The 23,457-nt window shown below is 38.8% G+C and carries 24 protein-coding genes and 1 riboswitch; of the genes, 15 read left to right on the top strand and 9 right to left on the bottom strand.

The features are described from left to right. A partial coding sequence (locus F4V44_RS27520; RefSeq protein ID WP_191090774.1) for a hypothetical protein occupies nucleotides 1-1,046 on the top strand: 1,046 nt, incomplete at its 5' end. A gap of 83 nt (nucleotides 1,047-1,129) precedes the next feature. Here the strand turns inward: F4V44_RS27520 and F4V44_RS19115 are convergent. Then, a complete protein-coding gene (locus tag F4V44_RS19115) occupies nucleotides 1,130-2,407 on the bottom strand; it encodes an arsenic transporter (RefSeq protein WP_150441624.1) in 1,278 nt (425 codons plus the stop codon). Between the two features lie 579 nt (nucleotides 2,408-2,986). On the opposite strand from F4V44_RS19115, the gene F4V44_RS19110 reads away from it, so the two are divergent. The 4 genes from F4V44_RS19110 (at nucleotide 2,987) to F4V44_RS19095 (ending at nucleotide 6,787) form a co-directional block, all read left to right on the top strand. Next, nucleotides 2,987-3,937, top strand: coding sequence for an ABC transporter permease (locus F4V44_RS19110; RefSeq protein ID WP_150441618.1), 951 nt, complete (start codon nucleotides 2,987-2,989; stop codon nucleotides 3,935-3,937). Beyond that, nucleotides 3,930-4,874 (top strand): iron chelate uptake ABC transporter family permease subunit, encoded by a 945-nt coding sequence (locus F4V44_RS19105; protein ID WP_150441617.1) that lies wholly within the window; start codon nucleotides 3,930-3,932, stop codon nucleotides 4,872-4,874. Before F4V44_RS19110 ends, F4V44_RS19105 begins: the two co-directional genes overlap by 8 nt. Nucleotides 4,875-4,889: 15 nt before the next feature. After that, nucleotides 4,890-5,648 (top strand): iron ABC transporter ATP-binding protein, encoded by a 759-nt coding sequence (locus F4V44_RS19100; protein ID WP_150441616.1) that lies wholly within the window; start codon nucleotides 4,890-4,892, stop codon nucleotides 5,646-5,648. A gap of 155 nt (nucleotides 5,649-5,803) precedes the next feature. Next, complete coding sequence (locus F4V44_RS19095; RefSeq protein WP_150441615.1) at nucleotides 5,804-6,787, top strand: siderophore ABC transporter substrate-binding protein; 984 nt, start codon at nucleotides 5,804-5,806, stop codon at nucleotides 6,785-6,787. 137 nt (nucleotides 6,788-6,924) lie between these two features. On the opposite strand, the gene F4V44_RS19090 is transcribed toward F4V44_RS19095, so the two are convergent. Next, on the bottom strand, nucleotides 6,925-7,452 hold the full coding sequence (locus F4V44_RS19090) for a QueT transporter family protein (protein WP_150441614.1): 528 nt from the start codon (nucleotides 7,450-7,452) through the stop codon (nucleotides 6,925-6,927). Between the two features lie 6 nt (nucleotides 7,453-7,458). Beyond that, a riboswitch (PreQ1 riboswitch) is annotated at nucleotides 7,459-7,503 on the bottom strand. Between the two features lie 474 nt (nucleotides 7,504-7,977). On the opposite strand from F4V44_RS19090, the gene F4V44_RS19085 reads away from it, so the two are divergent. Then, nucleotides 7,978-8,787, top strand: a complete 810-nt coding sequence (locus F4V44_RS19085) for a TerC family protein (RefSeq protein WP_150441613.1) — start codon at nucleotides 7,978-7,980, stop codon at nucleotides 8,785-8,787. A gap of 38 nt (nucleotides 8,788-8,825) precedes the next feature. After that, nucleotides 8,826-9,455 (top strand): protein kinase family protein, encoded by a 630-nt coding sequence (locus tag F4V44_RS19080; protein WP_150441612.1) that lies wholly within the window; start codon nucleotides 8,826-8,828, stop codon nucleotides 9,453-9,455. A gap of 296 nt (nucleotides 9,456-9,751) precedes the next feature. Here F4V44_RS19080 and F4V44_RS19075 read toward each other — a convergent pair whose 3' ends face one another. The 4 genes from F4V44_RS19075 to F4V44_RS19060 form a co-directional block, all read right to left on the bottom strand. Beyond that, nucleotides 9,752-10,489 (bottom strand): energy-coupling factor ABC transporter ATP-binding protein, encoded by a 738-nt coding sequence (locus tag F4V44_RS19075; protein ID WP_150441611.1) that lies wholly within the window; start codon nucleotides 10,487-10,489, stop codon nucleotides 9,752-9,754. After that, entirely contained in the window at nucleotides 10,486-11,184 is a 699-nt protein-coding gene (locus F4V44_RS19070; RefSeq protein ID WP_150441610.1) for an ABC transporter permease, read from the bottom strand. Before F4V44_RS19070 ends, F4V44_RS19075 begins: the two co-directional genes overlap by 4 nt. 92 nt (nucleotides 11,185-11,276) lie before the next feature. Next, nucleotides 11,277-12,182, bottom strand: a complete 906-nt coding sequence (locus tag F4V44_RS19065; protein ID WP_150441609.1) for a substrate-binding domain-containing protein — start codon at nucleotides 12,180-12,182, stop codon at nucleotides 11,277-11,279. Between the two features lie 19 nt (nucleotides 12,183-12,201). Then, on the bottom strand, nucleotides 12,202-13,101 hold the full coding sequence (locus tag F4V44_RS19060; RefSeq protein ID WP_150441608.1) for a helix-turn-helix transcriptional regulator: 900 nt from the start codon (nucleotides 13,099-13,101) through the stop codon (nucleotides 12,202-12,204). Between the two features lie 493 nt (nucleotides 13,102-13,594). Between F4V44_RS19060 and F4V44_RS19055 the strand changes: the two genes are divergently transcribed. Then, nucleotides 13,595-14,764, top strand: a complete 1,170-nt coding sequence (locus tag F4V44_RS19055) for an FtsW/RodA/SpoVE family cell cycle protein (RefSeq protein ID WP_191090773.1) — start codon at nucleotides 13,595-13,597, stop codon at nucleotides 14,762-14,764. Nucleotides 14,765-14,802: 38 nt separating this feature from the next. Here F4V44_RS19055 and F4V44_RS19050 read toward each other — a convergent pair whose 3' ends face one another. From F4V44_RS19050 to F4V44_RS19040, 3 genes are read right to left on the bottom strand one after another with little or no spacing between them, the layout of a single operon-like run. After that, nucleotides 14,803-15,168, bottom strand: a complete 366-nt coding sequence (locus F4V44_RS19050) for a spore coat protein (RefSeq protein ID WP_396897506.1) — start codon at nucleotides 15,166-15,168, stop codon at nucleotides 14,803-14,805. Nucleotides 15,169-15,191: 23 nt separating this feature from the next. Continuing rightward, nucleotides 15,192-15,476 (bottom strand): hypothetical protein, encoded by a 285-nt coding sequence (locus F4V44_RS19045; RefSeq protein WP_150441606.1) that lies wholly within the window; start codon nucleotides 15,474-15,476, stop codon nucleotides 15,192-15,194. Between the two features lie 29 nt (nucleotides 15,477-15,505). Next, nucleotides 15,506-15,637 (bottom strand): YuzL family protein, encoded by a 132-nt coding sequence (locus tag F4V44_RS19040; protein WP_150441605.1) that lies wholly within the window; start codon nucleotides 15,635-15,637, stop codon nucleotides 15,506-15,508. Between the two features lie 183 nt (nucleotides 15,638-15,820). Here F4V44_RS19040 and F4V44_RS19035 point away from each other — a divergent pair, with 183 nt between their 5' ends. The 7 genes from F4V44_RS19035 to F4V44_RS19005 all read left to right on the top strand — a co-directional run bounded on the left by F4V44_RS19035 (nucleotide 15,821) and on the right by F4V44_RS19005 (nucleotide 23,388). Next, a complete protein-coding gene (locus F4V44_RS19035) occupies nucleotides 15,821-18,205 on the top strand; it encodes a 3-hydroxyacyl-CoA dehydrogenase/enoyl-CoA hydratase family protein (RefSeq protein WP_150441604.1) in 2,385 nt (794 codons plus the stop codon). Nucleotides 18,206-18,249: 44 nt separating this feature from the next. Then, entirely contained in the window at nucleotides 18,250-19,425 is a 1,176-nt protein-coding gene (locus F4V44_RS19030; protein WP_150441603.1) for an acetyl-CoA C-acetyltransferase, read from the top strand. 17 nt (nucleotides 19,426-19,442) lie between these two features. Further along, nucleotides 19,443-21,227: an acyl-CoA dehydrogenase family protein gene (locus F4V44_RS19025; protein WP_150441602.1), complete on the top strand. Its 1,785-nt coding sequence runs from the start codon at nucleotides 19,443-19,445 to the stop codon at nucleotides 21,225-21,227. Nucleotides 21,228-21,701: 474 nt separating this feature from the next. Continuing rightward, nucleotides 21,702-22,058 (top strand): arsenate reductase family protein, encoded by a 357-nt coding sequence (locus F4V44_RS19020; protein ID WP_150441601.1) that lies wholly within the window; start codon nucleotides 21,702-21,704, stop codon nucleotides 22,056-22,058. 67 nt (nucleotides 22,059-22,125) lie between these two features. Next, nucleotides 22,126-22,509 (top strand): glycine cleavage system protein GcvH, encoded by a 384-nt coding sequence (gene gcvH, locus F4V44_RS19015; protein WP_150441600.1) that lies wholly within the window; start codon nucleotides 22,126-22,128, stop codon nucleotides 22,507-22,509. 209 nt (nucleotides 22,510-22,718) lie between these two features. Next, nucleotides 22,719-23,075, top strand: a complete 357-nt coding sequence (locus F4V44_RS19010; RefSeq protein WP_150441599.1) for a toprim domain-containing protein — start codon at nucleotides 22,719-22,721, stop codon at nucleotides 23,073-23,075. A 4-nt stretch (nucleotides 23,076-23,079) separates the two neighbouring features. After that, on the top strand, nucleotides 23,080-23,388 hold the full coding sequence (locus tag F4V44_RS19005; RefSeq protein ID WP_150441598.1) for a thioredoxin family protein: 309 nt from the start codon (nucleotides 23,080-23,082) through the stop codon (nucleotides 23,386-23,388). The last annotated feature ends 69 nt before the right edge of the window (nucleotides 23,389-23,457 follow it).

The raw sequence follows: 23,457 nt of genomic DNA, 5'->3' as shown, positions 1-23,457 counted from the left end.
AAAACAAAGACAAAGACCAAGATAAGCAAAAAGATAAAGACAAGGACAAAAATAAAGACAAAGACAAAGACAAAGACAAAGACAAAGACAAAGACAAAGACAAAGACAAAGACAAAGACAAAGAAAAGGAAAAAGCTGACTTCTTATCGGGGAAAAATTTTCGTAATCTGTTAAAGAAAATGGAACAACAGGTCATCCAACTAAACCAGGGTGGTCCTGAGTCAATTCATGGAAAGTTGTTATCGGTTAAACATGATTTCTTAACGATATTTACGGAAGATGACGGCCTTGTTTATGTGAATACCCATCATGTGAAAAGTGTAAGCCTGTCTTCTAAACCATTTAAGGGCAATGAAGAGAAAATGAAAGACAAGATGATTGATGCACATAATTTATTTGAAGTCTTTCAGCAGTTGGAGAATAAGTGGATTGCCATTAATCGCGGCGGTCCTGAGGCCATTGAAGGAGTCCTTTTTGTAGAAGATGGTTTTTATAAGCTTGCTCATAATGAAGAAGTTATCCGAGTGGATCCATTTCATATTCGCAGCATCAGTTCGGGTCATAAGAAAAAGGATAAAGACAAGGACAAACATGGCCATAAAGGTGGAAAGAAAGCTGGTCATGATGGTAAACACAAAGATAAAGATTGCGATTGTAAGGATGGAAAAAAAGGCGGTCGTAACGGTAAAGATAAAGACAAGGATTGCAATTGCAAGGGTTGTAAAAAATGCTGCCGCTGCAGCGGGATGGACAGATTCAGAGATTGTAAGGGCAATAAAGATAATGATAATGATAAAAATAATGATAAAGATAATGATAAAGATAATGATAAAGATAATAATAAAGATGATTCAAAGTCTTGTAAACGATCTAATGATTGGTTTAACAAGAAGTCTGACAGAAAAGACAGCGGTTCTAAGAATTTATTCGATGACGATAATGGTAAGGATGATAACGACAAGAACGATAATAACAAAGACGATAACGATAAAAATGATAACAAAAATGACAACGACAAAGACAGCAGCAACAACAATAATAAATAATTTCAAAGAAGCTCAAGAAAAAATTCCTTTTCAAAAGAAAAGGAATTTTTTAGGTGCATGATAAACTCTTACATTTTTCTTATTTAATGAATAATCCACTCAATCCAAATATAGAGGATAATCAGGGTGAAAACGACAGTAATTGGAATGACCTTAATCGTTACTTTTAAGTAATCCTTCCAGGACACTTTTACATGGTGCTGCCTTAAAATATGCATCCATATTAGGGTGGCTAATGTTCCCGTTGGCAGTAATAGGGCCCCGATATCACTTCCGATAATATTGGCGAGATAAATGGTTTTCAATGTGATTGGATCCAGTCCCATTTGTGTCAATGATAAGGTACCAATCATTAATGCAGGGTGATTGTTGAAAATATTAGATAACACAGTTAATACAGTCCCCATAATCATACTTGCATGAAAAAGACTGCTTGATACCATTGGTTCTAGATAGTCAATGAGCAAACGAGTCAATCCAATATTTTGTAAACCGTACACAATGACATACATGGTAAACGCGAAGATAAAAATGTGCCATGGTGTCTTTTTCAATAAATCAATAGGGCTCACTTTTAAATATACCCAGCGCCATAATAGTAGAAGAAGGGAACTTAGAGTAGCGACGAGGGAGACGGATATTTCTAAATAAGCTGCGACAAATAAGGAAATTCGGACAAGAAATACATAGGCAATAACAGCAAGCATTAGAAAATTGTTGGGTTGTCCAGTATTTTCCAAGGCAGAGTGCTTAGGAACATCTCTAGTGATTGGTGCAATTGAAACGGGTAAAGTGTTTCGAAAAATGAAATAGAGAAGGAATGAGAGAAGGAGTAATCCTAAGGTACCTGGAACAAATATCATGAGTGTGTAGTGGATGAGGTCCATTTCAATAATCTCTAAAGAAATTAAGTTCACGATATTGCTAACTCCAATAGGCGCACTGGATGCGGTCGCAATTAAGGCTCCGCTAATTAAATAAGGCAGCTTCTGTTTATCATTCATGCCTAATTTCTTTAATAGTAGAAGTAATATGGGAGTGGTAATAAGAATACTGCCGTCATTGTTCAAAAAAAGGGTCATTAAGAAACAAAGAAGATTGGTTAACCAAAACAGGCGGCGACCTGAACCTTTTGTTGCTTCTAATAATTTATGCGCTACCCATTGAAAAAAACCGATACTCTCCATTGCGATAGCCATAATCATCGTTGCCAGAATGGTAATGGCTGCACCAGTGACTTTTTCCCCGATAACACTAATATCTGCTATCGAAACAGCGCCGCACAGGAAGATAAGAATGGCACCAAGTGTTGCAGGAATGGCTTCGTTTATTCCTCTCGGTCGCCAGAAAATCAGAAGCATCGTTAACAAAAATGAAAAAACGGTAAACCAAAAGGTGAACTGAGTCAATGAAACACCTCCTTTCAGGGGCCCTAATACAGTAAATATCACTTCTCAATAATCTTTGAAAAACGTGTCTGATATAGTATACGTAACTGCTAAAAAGTTGTCCTAAACGTTTTCACCAAACGAAAAGCATCTATTATTTTTTTAGTATAAAAGTATAAAATAAATCTTTAATAGAGTTCCCTTATTGAAAACGTTTTCTGTAATCTGGAAAATTTTTATAGAATATATTGACATAGGACAAATAAATGTTAGAATTTTAATTATAAAGAGTAATTGATAATTAATCTCATTCAAATGATTTATTTTTTATTTAAATTAAAGTGATAATGAGTCTCATTTATTCATAAATCAGTGAAAGAATTATTTTTTTTGCTAACATTGATAATGTTTCTCATTAACAATATGTTTTAAAACTTCAAATGATAATCGGCTTCATTTGAAGTAAATGATTACCTTTCGTTGATAATGAATTTCATTATTAACTATCTAGAGCTACATATTCATGTCACAAGAAGAGAGTAAGGATTACAGATGAAGAAAAGATACCTAGCCATATTACTTGTCCTATTATCATGCATATCGCTGTTCATTGGTGTATCAGGCATTTCACCGTTTGATATTTTCCGAATGACTGAAGAAGAAGCCACTATTTTCTTCTCAGCCCGCGTACCGCGTCTAGTTAGTATTATTATTGCGGGTGTGGCTATGAGCATAAGCGGTCTAATCATGCAGCAGCTAAGCCACAACAAATTTGTATCGCCGACAACGGCAGGTACAGAGGATTCAGCTAGATTTGGAATTCTTATCGCGATGATGTTTATTCCTGCTGCGGGTCTTATGGTAAAAATGAGTTTGGCATTCGTCTTCGCCTTACTTGGAACGTTCATTTTTATGAAGATATTAGATAAAGTGAAATTAAAAGATGCTGTATTTATTCCTTTAGTAGGGTTAATGTTTGGTAATATCATAACTTCTATGACTACCTTTTTTGCTTATAAAAATGATTTAATCCAAAACATGACAGCATGGCTCCAAGGGAATTTTTCCATGACAGTAAAAGGACAGTATGAGCTCATTTATATTAGTATCCCGCTTGTCTTGATTTCTTATCTTTTTGCAAATAAGTTTACAGTTGCCGGAATGGGCGAAGAATTTGCCGTCAATCTCGGCTTGAAATATAAACAGGTTGTTAATATCGGGTTGAGTCTGGTGGCCATGATGTCAGCAGTAGTCATTTTAACCGCAGGTATGATTCCTTTTCTTGGATTAATCATCCCGAATATTGTGTCAATCTATAATGGAGATCATTTACAAAAGAATCTTTCACACACCGCATTACTTGGTGCCGTATTTATTCTAGCTTGTGATATATTCGGCCGCTTGATTATCTATCCATATGAAATTCCGATCGGGTTAACAGTTGGCGTGATTGGAAGCGGTGTATTTATCTACTTATTATTGAGGAGAAAGGCGTATGCGTAATTGGACAAAAATTGGAATACTACTTCTTGCAACAGCCATTCTCATTGCCATCTTTTTGTTTACTGATATAAAGGGATCTTGGGACTATGTGCTGTCGAAAAGGACAGAAAAAATAGCAGCCATGGTACTAACCGGAGCAGCTATCGCCTTTTCAACAGTTGTCTTCCAAACGATTACCAATAATAAAATTCTTACACCAAGTATCATTGGTTTGGATTCACTTTATATGCTGATACAAACCGTATTGATTTTTGCTTTTGGCTCAATGAATTCGCTAATGAGTAAAAACATAAACTTTTTTATCTCGATTGCCCTTATGGGTGTGTTTGTTGGAATTCTCTATAAAATTATTTTTAAAAGAGAAGGTAATAATCTTTATTTTCTCTTATTGATTGGAATTATCTTTGGTACCTTTTTTCAAAGTATTACGTCCTTTATGCAGGTACTGATTGACCCAAACGAGTTTATGAGAATTCAAGATAAAATGTTTGCGAGCTTTAATAATATCAATGGTGATTTGCTGCTCATTTCCTTTATTTTAATCATCCTTGTAACTCTTTATTTCCTTCAATTTGCGAAATATTTGGATGTTATTTCTTTAGGAAAAGAACAGGCAATTAATTTAGGTGTTGATTATGATCGAATTGTGAAACGGCTCCTTATCGTTGTAGCCATTCTCATTTCCATCTCAACTGCACTTGTTGGTCCGATTACGTTTCTTGGTTTATTAGTAGTCAATGTCACCTATCAATTATTCAACACATATAAGCATTCATTTTTAATATTTGGTTCCATTTTAGTTAGTATTATTTCTCTTGTCGGCGGCCAGTTAATCGTTGAGCGGGTATTCACCTTCTCGACAACCTTAAGTGTTATCGTTAATTTTATTGGCGGAGTGTACTTTATCTATCTGTTATTAAAACAAAGAAAAGCCTAGTGAGGGGGAGAAGAGATGTTAAGTGTTAGAAATTTGACAAAACGGTTTGGAACAAAAAAAGTGGTGGACGGGGTAACGATGAAAATTCAAAAGAAAAAGATTACTTCGTTCATTGGTCCAAATGGGGCGGGAAAAAGTACCGTATTATCGATGATCAGCCGCTTGATTTTAGCTGATGAAGGCATTATTCATATCGATGATAAAGAGTTGTCATCCTGTAAGAGCAATGATTTGGCGAAAAAAATATCCATTTTGAAGCAGTCCAACCATATTAATGTCCGCTTAACAGTTAGAGAGCTTGTTTCCTTTGGGCGCTTTCCCTACTCGCAGGGCCGTCTAACAAAAGAAGATTGGGAATATGTTGATGAAGCCATTCATTATATGGAGCTTGAAGATATGCAAGAGAAATATCTTGATGAACTGAGTGGAGGGCAAAGACAACGGGCGTATATCGCCATGGTTATTGCGCAAAACACCGAATATATTCTTCTTGATGAACCACTGAACAATCTAGATATGAAGCACTCTGTTCAAATAATGAAAGTATTACGCAGACTTGTGGATGAGCTTGGAAAAACCGTTGTTATCGTTATCCATGATATTAACTTTGCGTCCTGTTACTCTGATTATATTGTTGCACTAAAAGATGGAAAAGTGGTTAAAGAAGGTTCAACAGATGAAATTATTAAACCATCTGTATTAAAGGATATTTATGATATGGATATTAATATTGAGTATATCGATAATAATAAAATCTGTGTTTTTTATGCATAAGGTATTTTTGTTTGCAATCGAATGAGAAATATTCTCAAACCATGAGGGTAGATGCGCGCATCCTTTCTGAAAGGCTATAATCATGGGGAGAAGGGTACGATCGAGCTGTAAACATAAACATATACAAAAATATAAAACTACTTAGAGGTGTAGAAATGAAGCAAAAATTAACAGTTTTTATCTTAGCAATCTTTGTTCTTTTGTTAGCTGCATGCAGCTCGGATTCATCAACAGAAGAAAGCAAAAATACTGAATCATCAGAGCCGAAAGAAACAGAAACTGCTGAAGCAAAAGAAATTACAATTAAACATCTTTTAGGTGAAACAGCTGTAAAAGTAAATCCTGAAAATGTTGTTGTGTTTGACTTTGGAGTATTAGAAACATTAGATGCATTAGGTGTTGATGCAGTGACAGCATTACCAAAGGAAGGTACAGTACCTAGCCACCTTGAAAAATACACTTCTGATGAATATGAGAGTGTTGGCTCTTTAAAAGAACCGGATTTTGAAAAAATTAATGAACTACAGCCTGAATTAATTATTATCTCCGCAAGACAACAAGATTTATATGAAGATTTCCAAGAAATTGCTCCAACTATTTATCTAGGTGTCGATACAACTAAGTACATGGAATCATTTAAAGAAAATACTGAAATCCTTGGTCAAATCTTTGATAAAGAAGCAGAAGTAAAAGAGGAATTAGCGAAAGTTGATGAAAGCATTAAAGCGTTGAACGAAAAAGCATCAGCTTTAGAGGAAAAAGCATTAGTTACGTTAATTAATGAAGGAAATATCAGTGCATATGGTCCAGCATCACGCTTTGGTATCATTCATGATGTATTCGGTGTAAAGGCTGTTGATGAAAATCTTGAGGTCTCTACTCATGGTCAAAGTATTTCATTTGAATATATTGTTGAAAAGGATCCTGAAATCTTATTCGTTGTTGACCGCGGAGCTGTTGTAACGACTGGTCAGGAAACTAGTCCTGCTAAAGAAGTATTGAACAATGACCTTATCAAAGGAACAAAGGCTTACAAAGAAGATCGTATCGTTTACCTTGATCCAAATGTTTGGTACTTATCAGGCGGCGGAATAACTTCTGTAAAAGAAATGGTTAAGGCAATTGACGAAAGTCTATAAAAAATAAAAGAGTACAAACAAATGTACTCTACCTAAAAATAGTCTAAAAAGACTGAGTGTTCCCAGCACTCGGTCTTTTTATTATAGTCTTGACAAAGATTGATTAGCAAGCAAAAAAGACTGACGTAATGTCAGTCTTATTGTGATATAACTTTATGTTTTGCAATAGAAACGGATGTTTCTATTAATTTATTAAAGTTTACCCGCTTATTAATAGCGTACATGATTGGTGCCCCAACAACCATGACAACGAGTTCTCCTGCAGCTGTCGTCAGCCATGTGAACAGGAATGGAAGCCCGAATGCCAAATTAAGTTCAAAAGCAATGATGAACATGGTAAAGGTGAATACAATCGTATTAAAAGCCATACGCGCCCATATGCCCTTAATAAAACGCATGGAGAAGATTGTCACTAATAGTGCAACAATCGACTGGCCGACACCAAAAACAAGATCATAGGCGACCATTGGTGAAAAGAAAAGGTTGGTTAAGAAAACACCAAGGACAATCCCGTAAATAAATTTCTTGTTAAATACGATGAGATGGTTGAACATCTCGGATACACGAAATTGAACATTCGTGAAGCCAAAAGGCTGGATGACAAAGCTAACAGCAATATATAGTGCTGCGACAATGCCATTTACTGCAATGGTTTTGATATTCATGATGATCTCTCCTTAGTTTTTTATCGTGGGAGGTTCTCGAACCACGTGCCTGAGGTTTCTCAAACTATAATATTATACTATGAAAATGATTTTTTTAAAACTCCTTTTTTGAGAGAAAAAGAGAATATTCTTGACATTTGCTCAAAGACTATTTATGATTACCTTATCAGAATAAGAGTATCCCAAAAGGGGAGTAGCTTTTACAGCAAAGTCGTCATTCCGGAGTTCAGCTCCCGGCTTTGTTGGCAGCTTATTTAAGTTGTTAGCAAGACCTTTACCAATAGTCAGGGTTGATTACCGTGTGTAATTAAACCCTGACTATTGGTAAGGGTCTTTTATTTTGCTTCGATGGGGGGAGAGTTAATGGAAAAGGAAATGGTATGGTTCAGAGTTATTGGTAAGACAGTAGTTATGAAAAAACTCTCTGGCAATCGGGCAATCTGGCCCGAGACTTGAAAATGAAAACGTCCATTAAACGCAGCCAATCAGTCGAAGCTTTTTAGAACATTTTTGAGGGGGTAAAATATGGAATTTTCATTATTGTTTGAGTATGGATGGGTTTTGTTGGTTTTAATTGTATTAGAGGGATTGCTGGCAACTGATAATGCGTTAGTGCTTGCGATTATGGTGAAGCATTTACCAGAGGAACAACGCAGGAAAGCCTTGTTTTATGGATTAGCCGGAGCGTTTGTGTTCCGTTTAGGATCATTGTTCGTTATCTCATTACTTGTTGATATTTGGCAGGTGCAGGCACTTGGTGCGGCGTATTTAATCTTCATGTCGTTGAACCACATTATTAAACATTTTCTTAAAAAGAAACCAGAGGAAGAAGAGAAAAAGGAAAAACCTGCTAAGAAAAGCGGTTTTTGGATGACTGTATTAAAAGTAGAAGTGGCGGATATTGCTTTTGCGATTGATTCGATTTTAGCAGCTGTTGCGCTTGCAGTTACTCTCCCTATTATTCCTAATTTGGGAGAAATCGGCGGAATGCATGCCGGACACTTTATTGTCATCTTTGCCGGTGGTTTCATTGGGCTTGTTATCATGCGATTTGCTGCCAATATGTTTGTCAAATTGTTAGCAAAAAAACCTGGTTTAGAAATTGCAGCCTTTGTGATTGTGGGCTGGGTTGGAGTAAAGCTTCTTGTTCAAACCTTATCTCATCCGGCTGTAGCAATAGTCTCAGAAGGCTTTTCCCATTCGACAGCATGGAAGGCGACTTTTTACATCGTATTAATCGGAATTGCAGTTGCAGGCTGGTTCTTATCAAAGAATCACGAAACGGAAACGGAATCTGAAACAGCTTCTGATAATGCGAATAAGGTGAATGCATAATTTAATTTTACAACTATGGAAAAGGGAAGGAGTACCACTTGAAATCTTATAGCGAACTTGCTCGCAGTGTTACGTTTTCAAGGAGAGGCTCTAAAACCGTACTTAAAGAAAAGCATAAGGATTTGGAGTTTGCTGGTGCTGGCAGAAGTGCCTATGTGTTTAAAATAAAATCAACGGAAAAAGTCATAAAAGTTTTTTTTCCTCCTTTTACTGCAATAGCGAAGGAAGAAGCAAGAATTTACCGGATTCTGCAGGGGGTGGATTACTATCCCTCCTTGTATGATGCAGGAGAAAATTATATCGTAATTGATTATCTTAGCGGAGCTACTTTCTTTGATTGCTTAACTAACGGAAAAATCATCTATCCGCACCATATTCAAGCTGTGGATCACGCCTTGCTGCTGGCAAAACAAAGAGGGTTAAACCCTTCTGATATTCACTTGCGAAATATCCTGTTAACGAGTAAAGATGAAATTAAACTGATTGATGTAGCCCGTTTCGGACAAAAGAAAGATTGTCATCAATGGGCAGATTTAAAGAAGACCTTTTATCAATACTATAATAAAGGGCTACTTCCAAAGAAAATGCCAGTCTGGCTGTTAAATAGAATTGCTGATATTTATATGAAAAGATGGCTGCCGGAGCTGACGCAATTAAATGGGTATTAACGGTAAAACTCATCTGCTGGGAATATGGAGGATAGCAAAAAAACCTCCTAAATATAGGAGGTTAAAAAGGGGGGTTTACACTTATTATTAGTTTGGCTTTTCCAAACAGAATTATACAAGCTCATTCATCATTTTTTCAGGAAAAGCCTTTTTTTCTTACAAATGGTGAAATGCCTGTACAAAAGGCGAACAAGCTTCATATGTAATAGTAAAGGACAACTTAAGTTTGTCCTTACCGTTAAACCCAAACCTCCTATATTTTTTTAAAGCCGTATGATTTCCATACGGCTTCTTTTTTATATAGTTAGGTAACTCTTCCATTCGTTGATGAAGGAGCGAGTACATTCATTAGGGTTTTCAATAATATGCTCTGTTGGACCTTGTTGCATGAGCTTGCCATCCATCAAAATAAATAATTCGTCGGTTAATGATTTCACCTCAAGCAGATCATGGCTGACAAATAAGACGGTGGTCCCTGCTGAGGCTAGGATGGACTTGAAATCGTCTATCAGCCTTATCTTAGTTGGGAAATCAAGTGCTGAAAACGGTTCATCTAGGCAAAGAAGTTCAGGCTCAAGAATCATCGCTCTGGCTAAATTGACCCGCTGGGCTTCTCCTCCAGACAGCTTGTAAACATGCTTATCAGCTAAATGGGTAATGTTGAATTTTTTCAGCCATTCATTGACCTTTTCCTTAATCTCTTTTCGCGGCAGTTTTCTAATTTTTAAACCAACCGCAATATTTTGAAAGACCGTTGTATCAAGGAGCAGCGATTGCTGGAGGGCAACGGCAATCTTTCTTCGCTGCTCAAGAGTAATTGTTTTAGCGGAAACCTTTTCTTCGTGGAAGAAAAGGTTTCCGCTCGTAGGTGAATCCAAAAAAGAAAGCAGCTTAAGCAAAGTGCTTTTTCCTGCCCCGTTCGGACCCATGATTCCGTATACCTGTCCTTTTTCGAGTGCCATCTCCTGTATTGATAGAATCTTTCGGCCTAGTACCTCAAATTCTAGATTATTTGCTCTTAATATTTCCGTCATTCTACACGTCTCCTTTGCTGCAGCGCGGTGAGACTGAATGTAATGATAAAGGCTAACGTCATTAAAATAAAGGATAGGGCGATGGCCACATTAAAGTTGCCTTTTGAAACTTCCATCATAATAGAGGTCGTTAAAATCCTTGTCTCACCTAATATATTTCCTCCTACCATCATAGCGGCGCCAACCTCTGCAATCACACGGCCAAAGCCGGCCATAATGGCAGCTAGTAACGCAATCTTCATCTCTTTTAATAAGATAAATAAGGTTTGTAGTTTTGTTGCTCCAAGCGCTTTTATCTGAAGAAGCATTTTTTCATTGATTTGCTGAAAAGAGGAGCTTGTTAACCCCGTCACAATTGGAAGGGAAACAAGGATTTGCGCCATAATAATGGCTGTTGGAGTATATAATAGGGCGTAGTCTCCAAAAGGACCTGAACGCCAAAGCAGCATCGTAATCGTTAAACCGGCAATAACAGGAGGAAGCCCCATACCAATATTGATAAAGGCTAGAATTAGTTTTCTTCCTTTAAACCGGGCCAGTCCTAATATAATTCCAATCGGTACTCCAATCATTGTGCTAATCAAAATGGCTGTAAAAGATACGCGGAGGGTGAGAAAGGTAATCTCAAAAATGCCCTTGTCTCCAGATGTAATCAATTCGAATGCTTTTAATAAACCTTCAATAATTAGATCCATGCAACCAACCAACTTCCTGCTCTTTCATTCTTTCATAAATAAGTGGCGGTAAGCATCAAAGACTTACCGCCATCCTCATTATTATATCTCTATTATTTAGCATCTGGGAAGAATAGGGCCTGAGCATATTTATCCTTGCCAAATTCTCCGATTGCTTTTTGCGTTTCTTCATTAATCATAAACTCAACAAACTTCTCTGCGCCTTCGTTGTTTACTTTATCATGCTTTTCTGGGTTTACCTGCATCACGTGATAAATATTTTTTAAATCCTCATCACCTTCAACCACAATTTGAAGGTTTGTTAAATTCTTTTCCTGTGCTAACCATGTTCCTCTGTCTGTTAGTGTATAGCCGTTCTTTTCATTGGCAATTTGTAAAGTGGCGCCCATACCTTGTCCAGATTGGAGATAGGATGAATGATTTGAAGGTTCTACGCTCATACTTTTCCAAATTGCTAATTCTTTTTTATGTGTACCGGAATCGTCACCTCTTGAAACAAATACAGCATGCTTAGCGATAATTTTATCAAAAGCTTCTATAATAGGTAACCCTTTAACACCTGCAGAATCATCTTTAGGACCGACAATGATAAAATCATTGTGCATCACAAGCTGGCGATTTACCGCGTCACCACTTTTAACAAGCTCTTCCTCGGAAACAGGCGCATGTACAAGTAATACGTCTGCCTCACCTTTAGTCCCCATTTCTAATGCTTGGCCTGTACCGACAGCAATGGTTTTTACATTTAAGCTTGGATTTTGCTCTTCAAACATAGGGATAATCAGTTCGTCCAATAAACCTGTGTCCTGTGTACTGGTGGTTGTTGCCAGTATCAGGTCCTTTGTTTCAACCTTTTCTTTCGTTTCTGTAGCTTCTTCTGTTTGATTATCGCTGTTTTCAGCTGGTTCTGCTGCTTCATCATTATTTCCGCAAGCCCCTAAAACCAACAATAACAACGCTAAGAGACTTGCTGCCAATAATTTATTGAATCTTTTCATCGTTTATTGTCTCCTTAGTTTATTTATGCTCATAAATAATTGTTCCAGACTCAGATACATCATAGCCTGCTTTATTTCCTATACTATCTTTGAAAGCTGTGTGGGTAAGCATATCAATTAATTGCTTCAGTGCCGGTTTATTTTGCTTTGTCCAGCGAAAAACAAGATCAAATGGTTCCTTCACGATTGGAATAAAATCTAATTGCAGATTTTCTGTTGCTGATTGAATACCAAACGTTGTGTCTGCTTTTCCTCCATTAACAAGTGCTGCTGTTGCGAAATGGGTCCATTCCTCATTCTTATAGCCATTAATCGCTTGTGGATTAATTCCTTCTTCGGCAAGGAAATAATCAATTAGATAGCGGGTACCAGACCCTTTTTGCCGATTCACAAAGACGACGTCTTCCCTTGTAAGATCATGAAGGCTATTAATATTTTTAGGATTTCCTTTTGCTACAATCAATCCCTGCTCTCTTGAAGCAAACCGCATCACAGTAAGCGGTTCGTGGACAAAGAGCTGTTTGATAAAAGGAATGTTATACTCTTTTGAAGAAGGGTCTAATAAGTGAATGGCTGCAGCGTCACAGTTATTTCGATATAGCATCATCAGCCCTTCGAGACTGCCGACATATGTAGGTTGGATTGAGAGACCTTCTGTTTGGCGTGCTGCGTATTTCACTAAATGTTCAATAAGAAAATCATGACTTCCGGCAAGACGAATGGAATGGGCTGCGGATGGTCTTGAGGCTGGGGTTGTTTCCATCTGCTGTTTATATCGATTCACTTCATTCTGCTCAATCCGCATTTTATTGCCAACCTTAAAGGCACGAAGCTCCCCGCGTTTGATCAATTCATAGACCGTATGTTTTGATATTTTAAACAGCTTGGCCACTTCATCAGGAGTATATATTTCATCCATAGGTATCTCCTTTCTAGTATTGAAAAATAGGCTTTGTTTATTAACAATGTTGATTTTTGACTCATCTAAGGCTGTATGGTTAGGAAGTGACAGGAGAAAATGAATCTTCTCCTGTCACTTCCTAACCATACAGCAACCTTTCAGCTATGCTGAAAGGCGTGAAAAATCTGACTTATCAACATTGTTCGTTAACATAGTCAAAAAGTAAAACAAACAGTATATCTTAAACATATGCAAAAGAATTTTATCATATGGATTTATTTGAAGACAATTAGTTTTATTATGTTTTGTTTAGTTTTGTTTATTTTCGTTAATTATACATATTATTTTCATAAAATATTCACCAAGGATTACGAAATATGTTGTTATGTAATAGTATCCAATTCACTTGAATTTGTTGAAGTTTGTCGAATAAACAAATATAATGAAGAATTGTAAATGATAATGGATGGACGGTTTTGTTGAAACAGAACCTTATAGAAGGTGAATGAGCATGACAAATAAACAATCGACATCAAGATTGGACTTCGGTCTGGTACTTATATTATTACTATTATTTTTGGCTAGCTGTATTTCCATTTACAGCGCTCAAAAAACAGGTCAATACGGTGAAAACTTCTTATTAAAACAAATCGTCTGGTATATTGTCGGAACGGGTATTATTGCTGCTGTTATCACATTGGACTCCGACCAGCTCAAGAAGCTGTCCTGGTATGCTTATGGCTTTGGAATCTTTCTATTAGCCTTTCTAATTGTGGCGCCCGAAAGCATTGCACCTGTTATCAATGGCGCAAAGAGCTGGTATAAGGTCCCAGGAATGGGCTCCTTGCAGCCATCTGAATTTTTCAAGGTGTTCCTCATTCTGGCTCTGGCCCGTGTAATTGTTGAACATCATCAAAAATTTCTCATAAAGACCATTCAGACAGATTTATGGCTCTTGTTGAAACTGGGATTAGTCACCATGCTGCCGCTGTTATTGGTCATGCAGCAGCCTGATTTAGGAACATCACTCGTACTTATATCTATTTTTCTCGGTATGCTGTTTATTTCCGGCATATCATGGAAAATTCTTGTAACCATTTTTAGCAGTGCTGCTGCCTTAATCACGGTTATTTTCTATTTTGTACTTTGGCAGCCTGAGATTTTGGAAAAATATCTAGGGGTAAAGGAATATCAGTTTGGACGAATCTATTCGTGGATTGATCCATATAATTACCAAAGTTCAACAGGCTTTCAATTAACCCGCTCGCTGCTTGCGATTGGGTCAGGTGAAACATCAGGAAAAGGCTTTGGTACAAGGGAGGTCTATCTGCCGGAAAGCCATACTGATTTTATCTTTAGTGTTGTCGGGGAAGAGTTTGGATTTATTGGAGCAAGCGTTTTGGTCAGCTTATTCTTTTTACTGATTTATCATATTACCAAGGTCGGTATGGAAACAAAGAATCATTTTTATTCCTATATTTGTGTGGGTGTGATTAGTATGATTACATTCCACGTGTTCCAAAATATTGGGATGACTATCGGATTACTGCCGATTACAGGGATTCCACTATCGTTTATCAGCTATGGGGGCAGTTCTTTAATGGGAAATATGCTTGCTCTTGGACTGATTTTCTCTATTCGTTACCATTATAAAAAATATATGTTTTCAACAAGTGATTAAAAAAAGCCGCTTTGACTTGGTCAAAGCGGCTTTTGCCATTATTGAAGCTGTCCACCGCCATATGGGAATTGGGTGGTAGTGTAATTATAGAATTGCTGGTGTTTTTGCTGGAGCTTTTGTTGATCTTCTTGCTCAAGCTTGTACCAGCCTTTTTTGAACATGAGATTATAAAGCTGACGCTGTTCATTCTGCGCTTCTGTATAAATGGATAAAAGATCCTGGTATAACGCTTCATGGCTGGCTTCATTTAAAGCGATGCTGTATGCATTGGTTATATATTTTTCTGTTGCTAAACAATCATTCAAAAAGTCACGGTCATTCATTTGCGGCGTTTTTTGTAATTGGGTTGTTTTTGGGTTGCTGATTGTTTGATTTTGACCGCTTTGATTTTGATTCTGATTCACGTTTGTCACCTCCGAAAAATGGACTACATCATCCCGTTATTTGATTGTTGTTGCGTTTGATTTTGTACGTTCAGATGGGAAAGAATTCTCTCGTAATGACGCTGGTGCATTTGACCGCAGCTTTCTAGCGCGGACACAATTTCAGGGTCATGACATTGCTGTGCAAAGAAATGAGCCTTTTTCATCGCTAGTAAATTCCAGGAAAGCATGTCGGTTAAATACATCGTGTCTTTTGTAGAAATGACTGCCGGCGGTTCCTGATACAGAACCCCTTGATTTTGTGTATTCATATTTGATTGTTGCTGCATGGTCCAATCCTCCTTTTCTTAGCGGATGACTACCTCTTAAATTGATTATTTTGACTGTTTACTTTATCGCGGTCAGTGTTCTCTCCGCCCGGTCCAGCATTTCCTTTGACACTTGCTGCACTAACAGCTGCTCTAGACGGATTCTTCACTCTTTTTACCATGGGATTCACCTCCATGATTTAGCTTAACCCGTTTTGCAAAATTCCTTACAGGGCATTTTTTCAAAATTTTTCGGAATGATTGTTTGAAATTTCAATATATTTTATAAGTAAAACAAATCTTTACTAAGACTTCCCACCCTCATGAAAAATAGCTCCATTCATCCTAAAAAGGAGGGCTTTAACATGATTCAATCGATAGGTAAAGCGGCAGTCCTTGGATCAGGTGTAATGGGCTCAGGAATTGCAGCCCACCTGGCCAATATTGGGATTCCGACACTGCTGCTCGATATTGTTCCTTCCCAATTAACAGAAAGTGAAAAAGCGAAAGGCTTAACACTTGAGGATAAACAGGTTCGCAACCGGATAAGTGAACAATCGCTCCAGAAGCTTTTAAAGCAAAAGCCTGCTCCGTTAACTTCAATAAAAAACCTTTCACTTCTTGAAGCTGGCAACCTAGAGGATGACATGCCGCGGCTTGGAGAGATGGATTGGATTATAGAGGTGGTCGTCGAGAACTTAGAAGTTAAAAAGCAGCTTTTTGCCAAAGTGGATCAATATCGGAGACCAGGAAGTATTGTAAGTTCTAATACATCCGGAATTTCAGTCGAAGCTATGGCTAAAGGACGCTCTGATGATTTCAAGAAACATTTCCTCGGCACACACTTTTTCAATCCGCCCCGTTACTTGAAGCTGCTCGAAGTGATTCCAACGGAGGATACAGCTTCGCATGTAATTAGCTTTATGAAACATTTCGGGGAGGAAAAGCTCGGAAAAGGTGTGGTAATCGCAAAGGATACACCTAACTTTATTGCCAACCGCATCGGAACATATGGCCTGCTTGTGACGGTGAAGGAGATGCTAAAGGGAGGGTTTAGTGTCGGAGAAGTGGATTCTGTTACAGGTCCCCTAATTGGCCGGCCTAAGAGTGCGACATTCCGAACCCTTGATGTCGTTGGCCTTGATACGTTTGCCCATGTAGCAAATAATGTGTATCGGCAAACGGAGGGAAAGGAACAAGAAGTATTTGAAATCCCTGATTTTATGAAAAGCATGCTGGGAAATGGCTGGTTAGGCAGCAAATCACAGCAGGGCTTCTTCTTGAAAAAAGGAAAGGAAATCCTTGAATTAGATCCTTCGACATTAGAATATATTCCGCGGAAAAAATTAACAACAAAGGCTATTGAACAAAGCAAACAGGAAAAGAATCTGGCAAAAAAAATGAAAACACTCCTCTATAGTGAAGATCGTGCCGGGAAGCTCTTATGGAATATTTTGACCCCTGTTCTGCTTTATTCAGCAGAAAAGCTTGGTGATATTGCCGATAATATTGTTTCTATTGATCAAGCGATGAAATGGGGATTTGGATGGAGTCACGGTCCATTTGAACTTTGGGACAATATCGGCATTGCAGAATCGATTCAAAAGCTTGAAGCAGACCATGTCAGCGTACCGAAATTTGTGAAAGAAATGCTCCAAAACGGCTGTGCGTCCTTTTATAAAGAAGAAAATGGCGAGCGGTATTACTATCATAACGGTGAATATCATCCTATAGAAGAAAATCCTAAAATACTGAACCTCGCAAAAATTAAGCAGCAAAAGGGTGTAATCAAAAAAAACAGCGGTGCGAGTCTGCTTGATATAGGAGACGGTGTGGCGCTGCTGGAATTCCACTCGCAGAATAACGCTATTGGTCCGGATATTATACAAATGATCAATTTTGCGATTGATGAAGTAGAAAGGCATTATAAAGGGCTAGTGATTGGCAATCAGGGGAAGAACTTTTGCGTCGGAGCCAATTTAGCCATGATTTTAATGGAAGCACAGGACGATTCCATATTTGAACTCGATTGGATTGTATCCTCCTTCCAACAGGCGATGATGAAAATCAAATACAGTTCAAAGCCTGTCGTTGCAGCACCATTTGCCATGACTCTTGGCGGAGGAGCGGAGGTTTGTTTGCCGGCTGCCCATATTCAGGCCTCAATGGAAACCTATATCGGGCTCGTTGAAACGGGTGTTGGTCTTATTCCAGGAGGAGGAGGAAATAAAGAGTTATATCTGAATCATCTAAACTCCATTCCAGAAGGGGTTGAAGTTGATTTACAAAAGATTGCTAATCAGGTATTTGAAACGATTGCACTTGCTAAGGTCTCATCTTCAGGCGCAGAGGCAGGAGAAAGCCGCTTTTTAAACAGGGATGACGGAATTAGTGTGAATGATGATTTTCTTTTATACGATGCTAAGCAGGCGGTGCTGGCTCTTTATGAAAAAGGCTATAAGCCGCCGCTTAAACAAAAAATTCCAGTTGTCGGTGAAACTGGATATGCAACCCTTTTGCTTGGAGCACGAGCAATGAAATCATCCGGATACATCTCGGATTATGATTTGAAAATAGCCCAAAAGCTCGCCTATGTAATTGCAGGAGGAAGAGTCCCATATGGAACAAAAGTAGACGAAGAATATTTGCTTGGACTGGAAAAAGAGGCATTCTTGAGCCTTGTGGCGGAACGAAAATCTCAAGAACGAATGCAGCATATGCTTCTAAAAGGTAAGCCGCTTCGAAATTAATAGGGAGAGAGCGGTAATTAGGATAAAGGAGAGGAGTGATAGAAATGAAGGAAGCGGTAATCGTAGCCGGTGCTCGAACCCCGGTTGGCAAAGCGAAGAAAGGAACTCTCTCGAGTGTTCGGCCAGATGATTTAGGTGCGCTTGCTGTCAAAGAAACGTTAAAACGGGCCGGAGATTATGAGGGAAACATTGATGATTTAATCATCGGCTGTGCGATGCCTGAGGCCGAGCAGGGAATGAATATGGCGCGAAATATTGGAGCATTGGCAGGACTGCCTCATACGGTTCCTGCCATTACCATCAACCGCTACTGCTCATCAGGTCTGCAGTCGATTGCGTATGGTGCAGAAAGGATTATGATTGGGGCTGCTGATACAATTATTGCTGGTGGAGCGGAGTCCATGAGTCTTGTGCCGATGATGGGTCATGTCGTTCGGCCTAATATAAAACTGGCGGAAGAGGCCCCGCAATATTATATGAGCATGGGACATACAGCTGAGGAAGTGGCAAAGAAGTTCGGTATTTCAAGAGAAGACCAGGATGGGTTTGCTGTTCGCAGTCATCAAAAAGCCGCCAAGGCCATTTTAGAAGGAAAATTTATAGATGAGATTGTTCCTGTAGAGGTACCTGTTCGATCCATTGGGCACGACCATAAGCTGAAGGAAACCATCCTAACATTTCGTGAAGATGAAGGGGTTCGACCGGATACCAATCTAGCTGCTCTAGCGAAACTAAGGCCTTCCTTTTCGATTAATGGAACTGTAACAGCAGGGAATTCTTCGCAAATGAGTGACGGGGCTGCTGCTGTGATGATTATGAACCATGAAAAGGCCAAATCATTAGGACTGCAGCCTATAGCAAAGCTGAGGTCCTTTGCCGTGGGCGGAGTTCCGCCGGAAATTATGGGGATTGGTCCTGTTGCTGCTGTTCCGAAAGCGTTGAAGTTGGCGGGTCTAGAGATCACGGATATTGGATTATTTGAATTAAATGAAGCGTTTGCTTCTCAGTCGCTTCAGGTTATCCGTGAGCTAGGTTTAGATGAAGAAAAAGTGAATGTGAACGGCGGTGCGATTGCACTTGGGCACCCGCTTGGCTGTACAGGCACAAAATTGACATTGACGTTATTGCATGAAATGAAGCGCAGGCAAGTACAGTTTGGCATTGTTACGATGTGTATCGGCGGAGGGATGGGGGCTGCTGGAGTGTTTGAGCTGATGTAAGGAGAGGAGAAATGAGCATGCCTAACAAAACAAACTCAGTTCCAAAAGGCGGAAGTTTTTTAATTGAGGATGTTTCCTGTGAACAGGTTTTTACACCTGAAGATTACAGCGATGAGCATAAATTAATTGCGAAAACGACTGAGGAATTTGTTATCAATCAGGTTCTTCCGCACGTAGAGCATATTGAGAATCATGAATTTGATCGTTCCGTGAAGCTGTTAGAAGAGGCAGGAGAGCTTGGACTACTGGCTGCAGATATACCCGAGGAATATGGCGGTCTTGGACTGGATAAGGTAAGCTCAGCGCTGATTGCTGAAAAATTGGCACGGGCCGGAGCTTTTTCGATTACTCACGGGGCTCATGTCGGGATTGGAACCTTGCCAATTGTGTTGTTCGGCAATGAAAAGCAAAAGCAAAAATACCTGCCCTATTTAGCAACAGGTGAGAAAATTGCTGCTTATGCACTGACAGAGCCAGGATCTGGTTCTGACGCACTTGGTGCTAAGACGACTGCCAAGCTGAATCCGGAAGGGACACATTATGTATTAAACGGTGAGAAGCAATGGATTACAAACTCGGGCTTTGCTGACATATTTATTGTTTACGCTAAAATAGACGGACAGCATTTCTCTGCCTTTATCGTGGAAAAAGAATATCCGGGAGTTTCAACAGGATCAGAAGAAAAAAAGATGGGAATCAAGGGTTCCTCTACTCGTACATTAATTTTTCAGGATGCTCTAGTTCCGAAAGAAAATCTTCTCGGTGAATTTGGAAAAGGTCATTTAATTGCATTTAACATTCTTAATATCGGCCGTTATAAGCTTGGGGTTGGAGCAGTAGGTGCAGCGAAACGGGCATTTGAAGTGACCGTTCAGTATACAAACCAGCGTCAGCAATTTAAACAATTACTTTCAGGGTTTCATTTAACAAAGGAAAAATTGGCTACAATGGCTGCCAAATTGTATGCTGCCGAAAGTTCTGTTTACCGTACTGTCGGACTGTTTGAGGATCAAATGAGCAGACTGTCCCCAGAGGAAGTTAATGATGGTAGAGAAGTGGCAAAATCCATCGCCGAATATGCGATTGAATGCTCCATAAACAAAGTATTCTCCTCTGAGATGCTTGATTATATGGCTGATGAAGGTGTTCAGCTTCACGGCGGGTATGGGTATATGCAAGAGTATGAGATTGAGAGAATTTATCGTGATTCCAGAATCAATCGAATTTTTGAAGGAACAAATGAAATCAATCGCTTGTTGATTCCTGGGACCTTTTTACGTAAGGCTGTTAAAGGCGAACTTCCGCTTCTGCAAAAAGCGCAAAACTTGCAGGGAGAATTAATGCTGTTTATGCCGGAAGAACCAGGGGATGAGCCGCTAGCAAAGGAAAAATATTTAGTAGCTAATGCGAAAAAAATTGGTCTTTTAGCATTAGGGTTAGCGGTACAAAAATACGGGGAGGCATTAGAAACAGAGCAAGAAATTCTAGTGAACATTGCTGATATCCTAATCCATACGTTTGCCATAGAATCGGCTGTGTTGCGGACAGAAAAAGCCATTGCAAAATCTGGAGCCGATAAAAACAGTCAAAAGCTTCTGTACACAGAAATATTCTGCCAGGAAGCATTTCAGAAAATAGAACAGGATGCAAAGGAAACGCTGATTGCACTTGAACAAGGTGATACACTGCGAATGATGCTATCTGCTCTTCGCAAATTCACTCGTCATACTCCTGTCAATATTATTGCCAAAAAAAGAGAAGCAGCTATTAAAATTATTGATGTAGAACGGTATACTTTATAAAGAGATTTCAATCAGCGGGATAGTTCCCGCTGATTGTTTACCTGTATTTAACTTCACTCAGCAAATGTTTTTTTGTACCGAAAGCTTGCGGCAGGTACAGAAGTCCTTCACTTCTAAAGTTAAGGGATGAATGCAAACAGCTCTCCGATTCAGTGGGGGTTCAAATCCCGGCTGAATGAAGTTAAGCCTCCGGCGAGTCTTGCGATTTTTTAAAAGAAATTTATCGAGCGAGCTCGACGACGGACAGGATGTCCTGGTCAGGCTAGACATACGGATGTGGTGTTTTGAGGCGTGATTAAAATCCGGATGCAAATTCGACGAGCGAATTTGATATTATATTTGAATAAATTTTATTTTTTTAGAGGATATTGTAAGGAAAAGTAGAATAAAATTATAAGGTCTATTGTGACCTTTCAAACAAATGAAATGAAAAAGTATGCTGGGATTTGGACAAGCTAGATAAGAGGTGATGATTTGGCACTTTCGTTTTATTGGTACCCTAAATGCGGTACATGCAGAAAAGCTAAAAAGTGGTTTGATGACCACGACATTAAGTATGAGGAAATACATATTGTTGATCATCCGCCTTCACGGGAAGAATTAGAAGAAATGGTCAAAAAAAGCGGATTGGACATTAAAAAATTCTTTAATACAAGTGGTCAAAAATATCGTGAATTAGGTATGAAGGACCGTATAAAGGAAGCCTCTGAAGAAGAACTCCTTGATTTATTAGCATCGGATGGTATGTTAATCAAACGCCCGATTGCCACAGACTCTGAAAAAGTAACTGTTGGTTTTAAGGAAGAACAATTTTCTGAGACATGGGGTTAAGGATTAAAGAGAATCCGTACTGCAGGTCGTTAAATTGTCGTAAATCATTAGATCTGGAGGGATAAGAATGAATGCACCAAAAGAATTACGTTACTCCGAGGAACATGAGTGGGTTAAAGTTGAGGGAGATAAGGTTCGTGTCGGGATTACAGAGTTTGCGCAGCATGAACTTGGAGATATTGTGTTCGTTGAGCTTCCTGAAGTCGGGGATGAATTAACAATTAATGAGCCGTTTGGCAGTGTTGAATCTGTGAAAACTGTTTCAGAATTATATGCTCCGATCAGCGGGAAGGTTGTCGAAGTAAATGAAGGTTTGGCTGATGACCCGCAATTTGTGAATGAGTCCCCTTATGAAAAGGCATGGATGGTTGTGATTGCGCCGACGGATATGTCAGAAATTGACAATTTGATGACTGCGGAGCAGTATGAAGAAATGACAAAACAAGACTAAAATTCAGCAGATTGCGCCTAATGGGCGCTTTCTGTATTTATAGATAAAGTATAAATTTTTAACTTTGATAAGCAGTTTAGCGCAAGCAGCAAGCCCCTCTTGGGTCATAAGCCAATCGGTCAAAAAAGGTGAGTAAAACCTTTCATGTCAGCTTGTTCTATGGCGACCTCAAGGTTGAAGAGGCACTTGCGCTTTTCTCAAAGGGGGAAATGAGAATTTTAGCTCATGATAAAGTGATAATTGTTGAAGGCACTTCGGATAGAAGAAAAGTGAAGACAATTGTCAAAGAACCGATTGAAATCATCTGTACGAATGGAACGATAAGTGCATCGCTTCTAGATGAATGGATAGATATTTTATATGATAAGGATGTCTATGTACTAGTGGATGCAGATTCCGCCGGTGAGAAGCTTCGAAAACAGTTAAAGCGAGAATTTCCACGTGCAGAGCATTTATATATTGATAAAATGTATCGGGAAGTAGCAAGTGCACCTGAATTTCATCTGGCAGCCGTATTAATAGCTGCTAATATCGAGGTGCACACTCAATACTTAGACAGAGGTTAATATCATGTTAGAATGGAGTACAGAGAAACTCGAAACTTTTATGCATCAGCAAGGCTCAGGATTAGTCTACCTGTATACACCTCTTTGCGGTACGTGTCAGGTAGCGGGGAAAATGCTGGCCGTAACAGAAGAAATTCTACCCGACATAACGATAGGTAAAATCAATGTAAATTATATGCCCCAGCTGGCCGTTAAATGGGAGATTGAAAGCGTACCATGTCTTGTTTTTCTTGATAAAGGCAGCATAGCAGATAAACTATACGCTTTTCAGTCAGTACCTTACTTAGTTGAGAGAATTAAAACGTTTTTTTAATCTTTTGAAACAGACTATATTAACGAATAATATTGATAAGTTAGATTTTTGACTCATCCGTGAGAAATG

This window comes from Niallia endozanthoxylica, from assembly GCF_008710145.1.
In the GTDB taxonomy this organism is placed as follows: domain Bacteria; phylum Bacillota; class Bacilli; order Bacillales; family Cytobacillaceae; genus Bacillus_BD; species Bacillus_BD endozanthoxylica.
The sequence above is the reverse complement of the archived record's forward strand: the minus strand, read 5'-3'. Positions and strand labels throughout refer to the sequence as shown.

What these genes read in the sequence shown, in the direction of transcription:
- F4V44_RS19040 (WP_150441605.1), bottom strand. Translation starts at nt 15,637, where the DNA reads ATGGTAAAAAGAGTGAAGAATCCGTCTAGAGCAGCTGTTAGTGCAGCA.
- F4V44_RS19065 (WP_150441609.1), bottom strand. Translation starts at nt 12,182, where the DNA reads ATGAAAAGATTCAATAAATTATTGGCAGCAAGTCTCTTAGCGTTGTTA.
- F4V44_RS19115 (WP_150441624.1), bottom strand. Translation starts at nt 2,407, where the DNA reads ATGCTTCTGATTTTCTGGCGACCGAGAGGAATAAACGAAGCCATTCCT.
- F4V44_RS19010 (WP_150441599.1), top strand. Translation starts at nt 22,719, where the DNA reads ATGAGAATTTTAGCTCATGATAAAGTGATAATTGTTGAAGGCACTTCG.
- F4V44_RS19110 (WP_150441618.1), top strand. Translation starts at nt 2,987, where the DNA reads ATGAAGAAAAGATACCTAGCCATATTACTTGTCCTATTATCATGCATA.
- F4V44_RS19030 (WP_150441603.1), top strand. Translation starts at nt 18,250, where the DNA reads ATGAAGGAAGCGGTAATCGTAGCCGGTGCTCGAACCCCGGTTGGCAAA.
- F4V44_RS19060 (WP_150441608.1), bottom strand. Translation starts at nt 13,101, where the DNA reads ATGGATGAAATATATACTCCTGATGAAGTGGCCAAGCTGTTTAAAATA.
- F4V44_RS19055 (WP_191090773.1), top strand. Translation starts at nt 13,595, where the DNA reads ATGACAAATAAACAATCGACATCAAGATTGGACTTCGGTCTGGTACTT.
- F4V44_RS19035 (WP_150441604.1), top strand. Translation starts at nt 15,821, where the DNA reads ATGATTCAATCGATAGGTAAAGCGGCAGTCCTTGGATCAGGTGTAATG.
- F4V44_RS19005 (WP_150441598.1), top strand. Translation starts at nt 23,080, where the DNA reads ATGTTAGAATGGAGTACAGAGAAACTCGAAACTTTTATGCATCAGCAA.
- gcvH (WP_150441600.1), top strand. Translation starts at nt 22,126, where the DNA reads ATGAATGCACCAAAAGAATTACGTTACTCCGAGGAACATGAGTGGGTT.
- F4V44_RS19025 (WP_150441602.1), top strand. Translation starts at nt 19,443, where the DNA reads ATGCCTAACAAAACAAACTCAGTTCCAAAAGGCGGAAGTTTTTTAATT.
- F4V44_RS19070 (WP_150441610.1), bottom strand. Translation starts at nt 11,184, where the DNA reads ATGGATCTAATTATTGAAGGTTTATTAAAAGCATTCGAATTGATTACA.
- F4V44_RS19100 (WP_150441616.1), top strand. Translation starts at nt 4,890, where the DNA reads ATGTTAAGTGTTAGAAATTTGACAAAACGGTTTGGAACAAAAAAAGTG.
- F4V44_RS19105 (WP_150441617.1), top strand. Translation starts at nt 3,930, where the DNA reads ATGCGTAATTGGACAAAAATTGGAATACTACTTCTTGCAACAGCCATT.
- F4V44_RS19085 (WP_150441613.1), top strand. Translation starts at nt 7,978, where the DNA reads ATGGAATTTTCATTATTGTTTGAGTATGGATGGGTTTTGTTGGTTTTA.
- F4V44_RS19095 (WP_150441615.1), top strand. Translation starts at nt 5,804, where the DNA reads ATGAAGCAAAAATTAACAGTTTTTATCTTAGCAATCTTTGTTCTTTTG.
- F4V44_RS19090 (WP_150441614.1), bottom strand. Translation starts at nt 7,452, where the DNA reads ATGAATATCAAAACCATTGCAGTAAATGGCATTGTCGCAGCACTATAT.
- F4V44_RS19045 (WP_150441606.1), bottom strand. Translation starts at nt 15,476, where the DNA reads ATGCAGCAACAATCAAATATGAATACACAAAATCAAGGGGTTCTGTAT.
- F4V44_RS19075 (WP_150441611.1), bottom strand. Translation starts at nt 10,489, where the DNA reads ATGACGGAAATATTAAGAGCAAATAATCTAGAATTTGAGGTACTAGGC.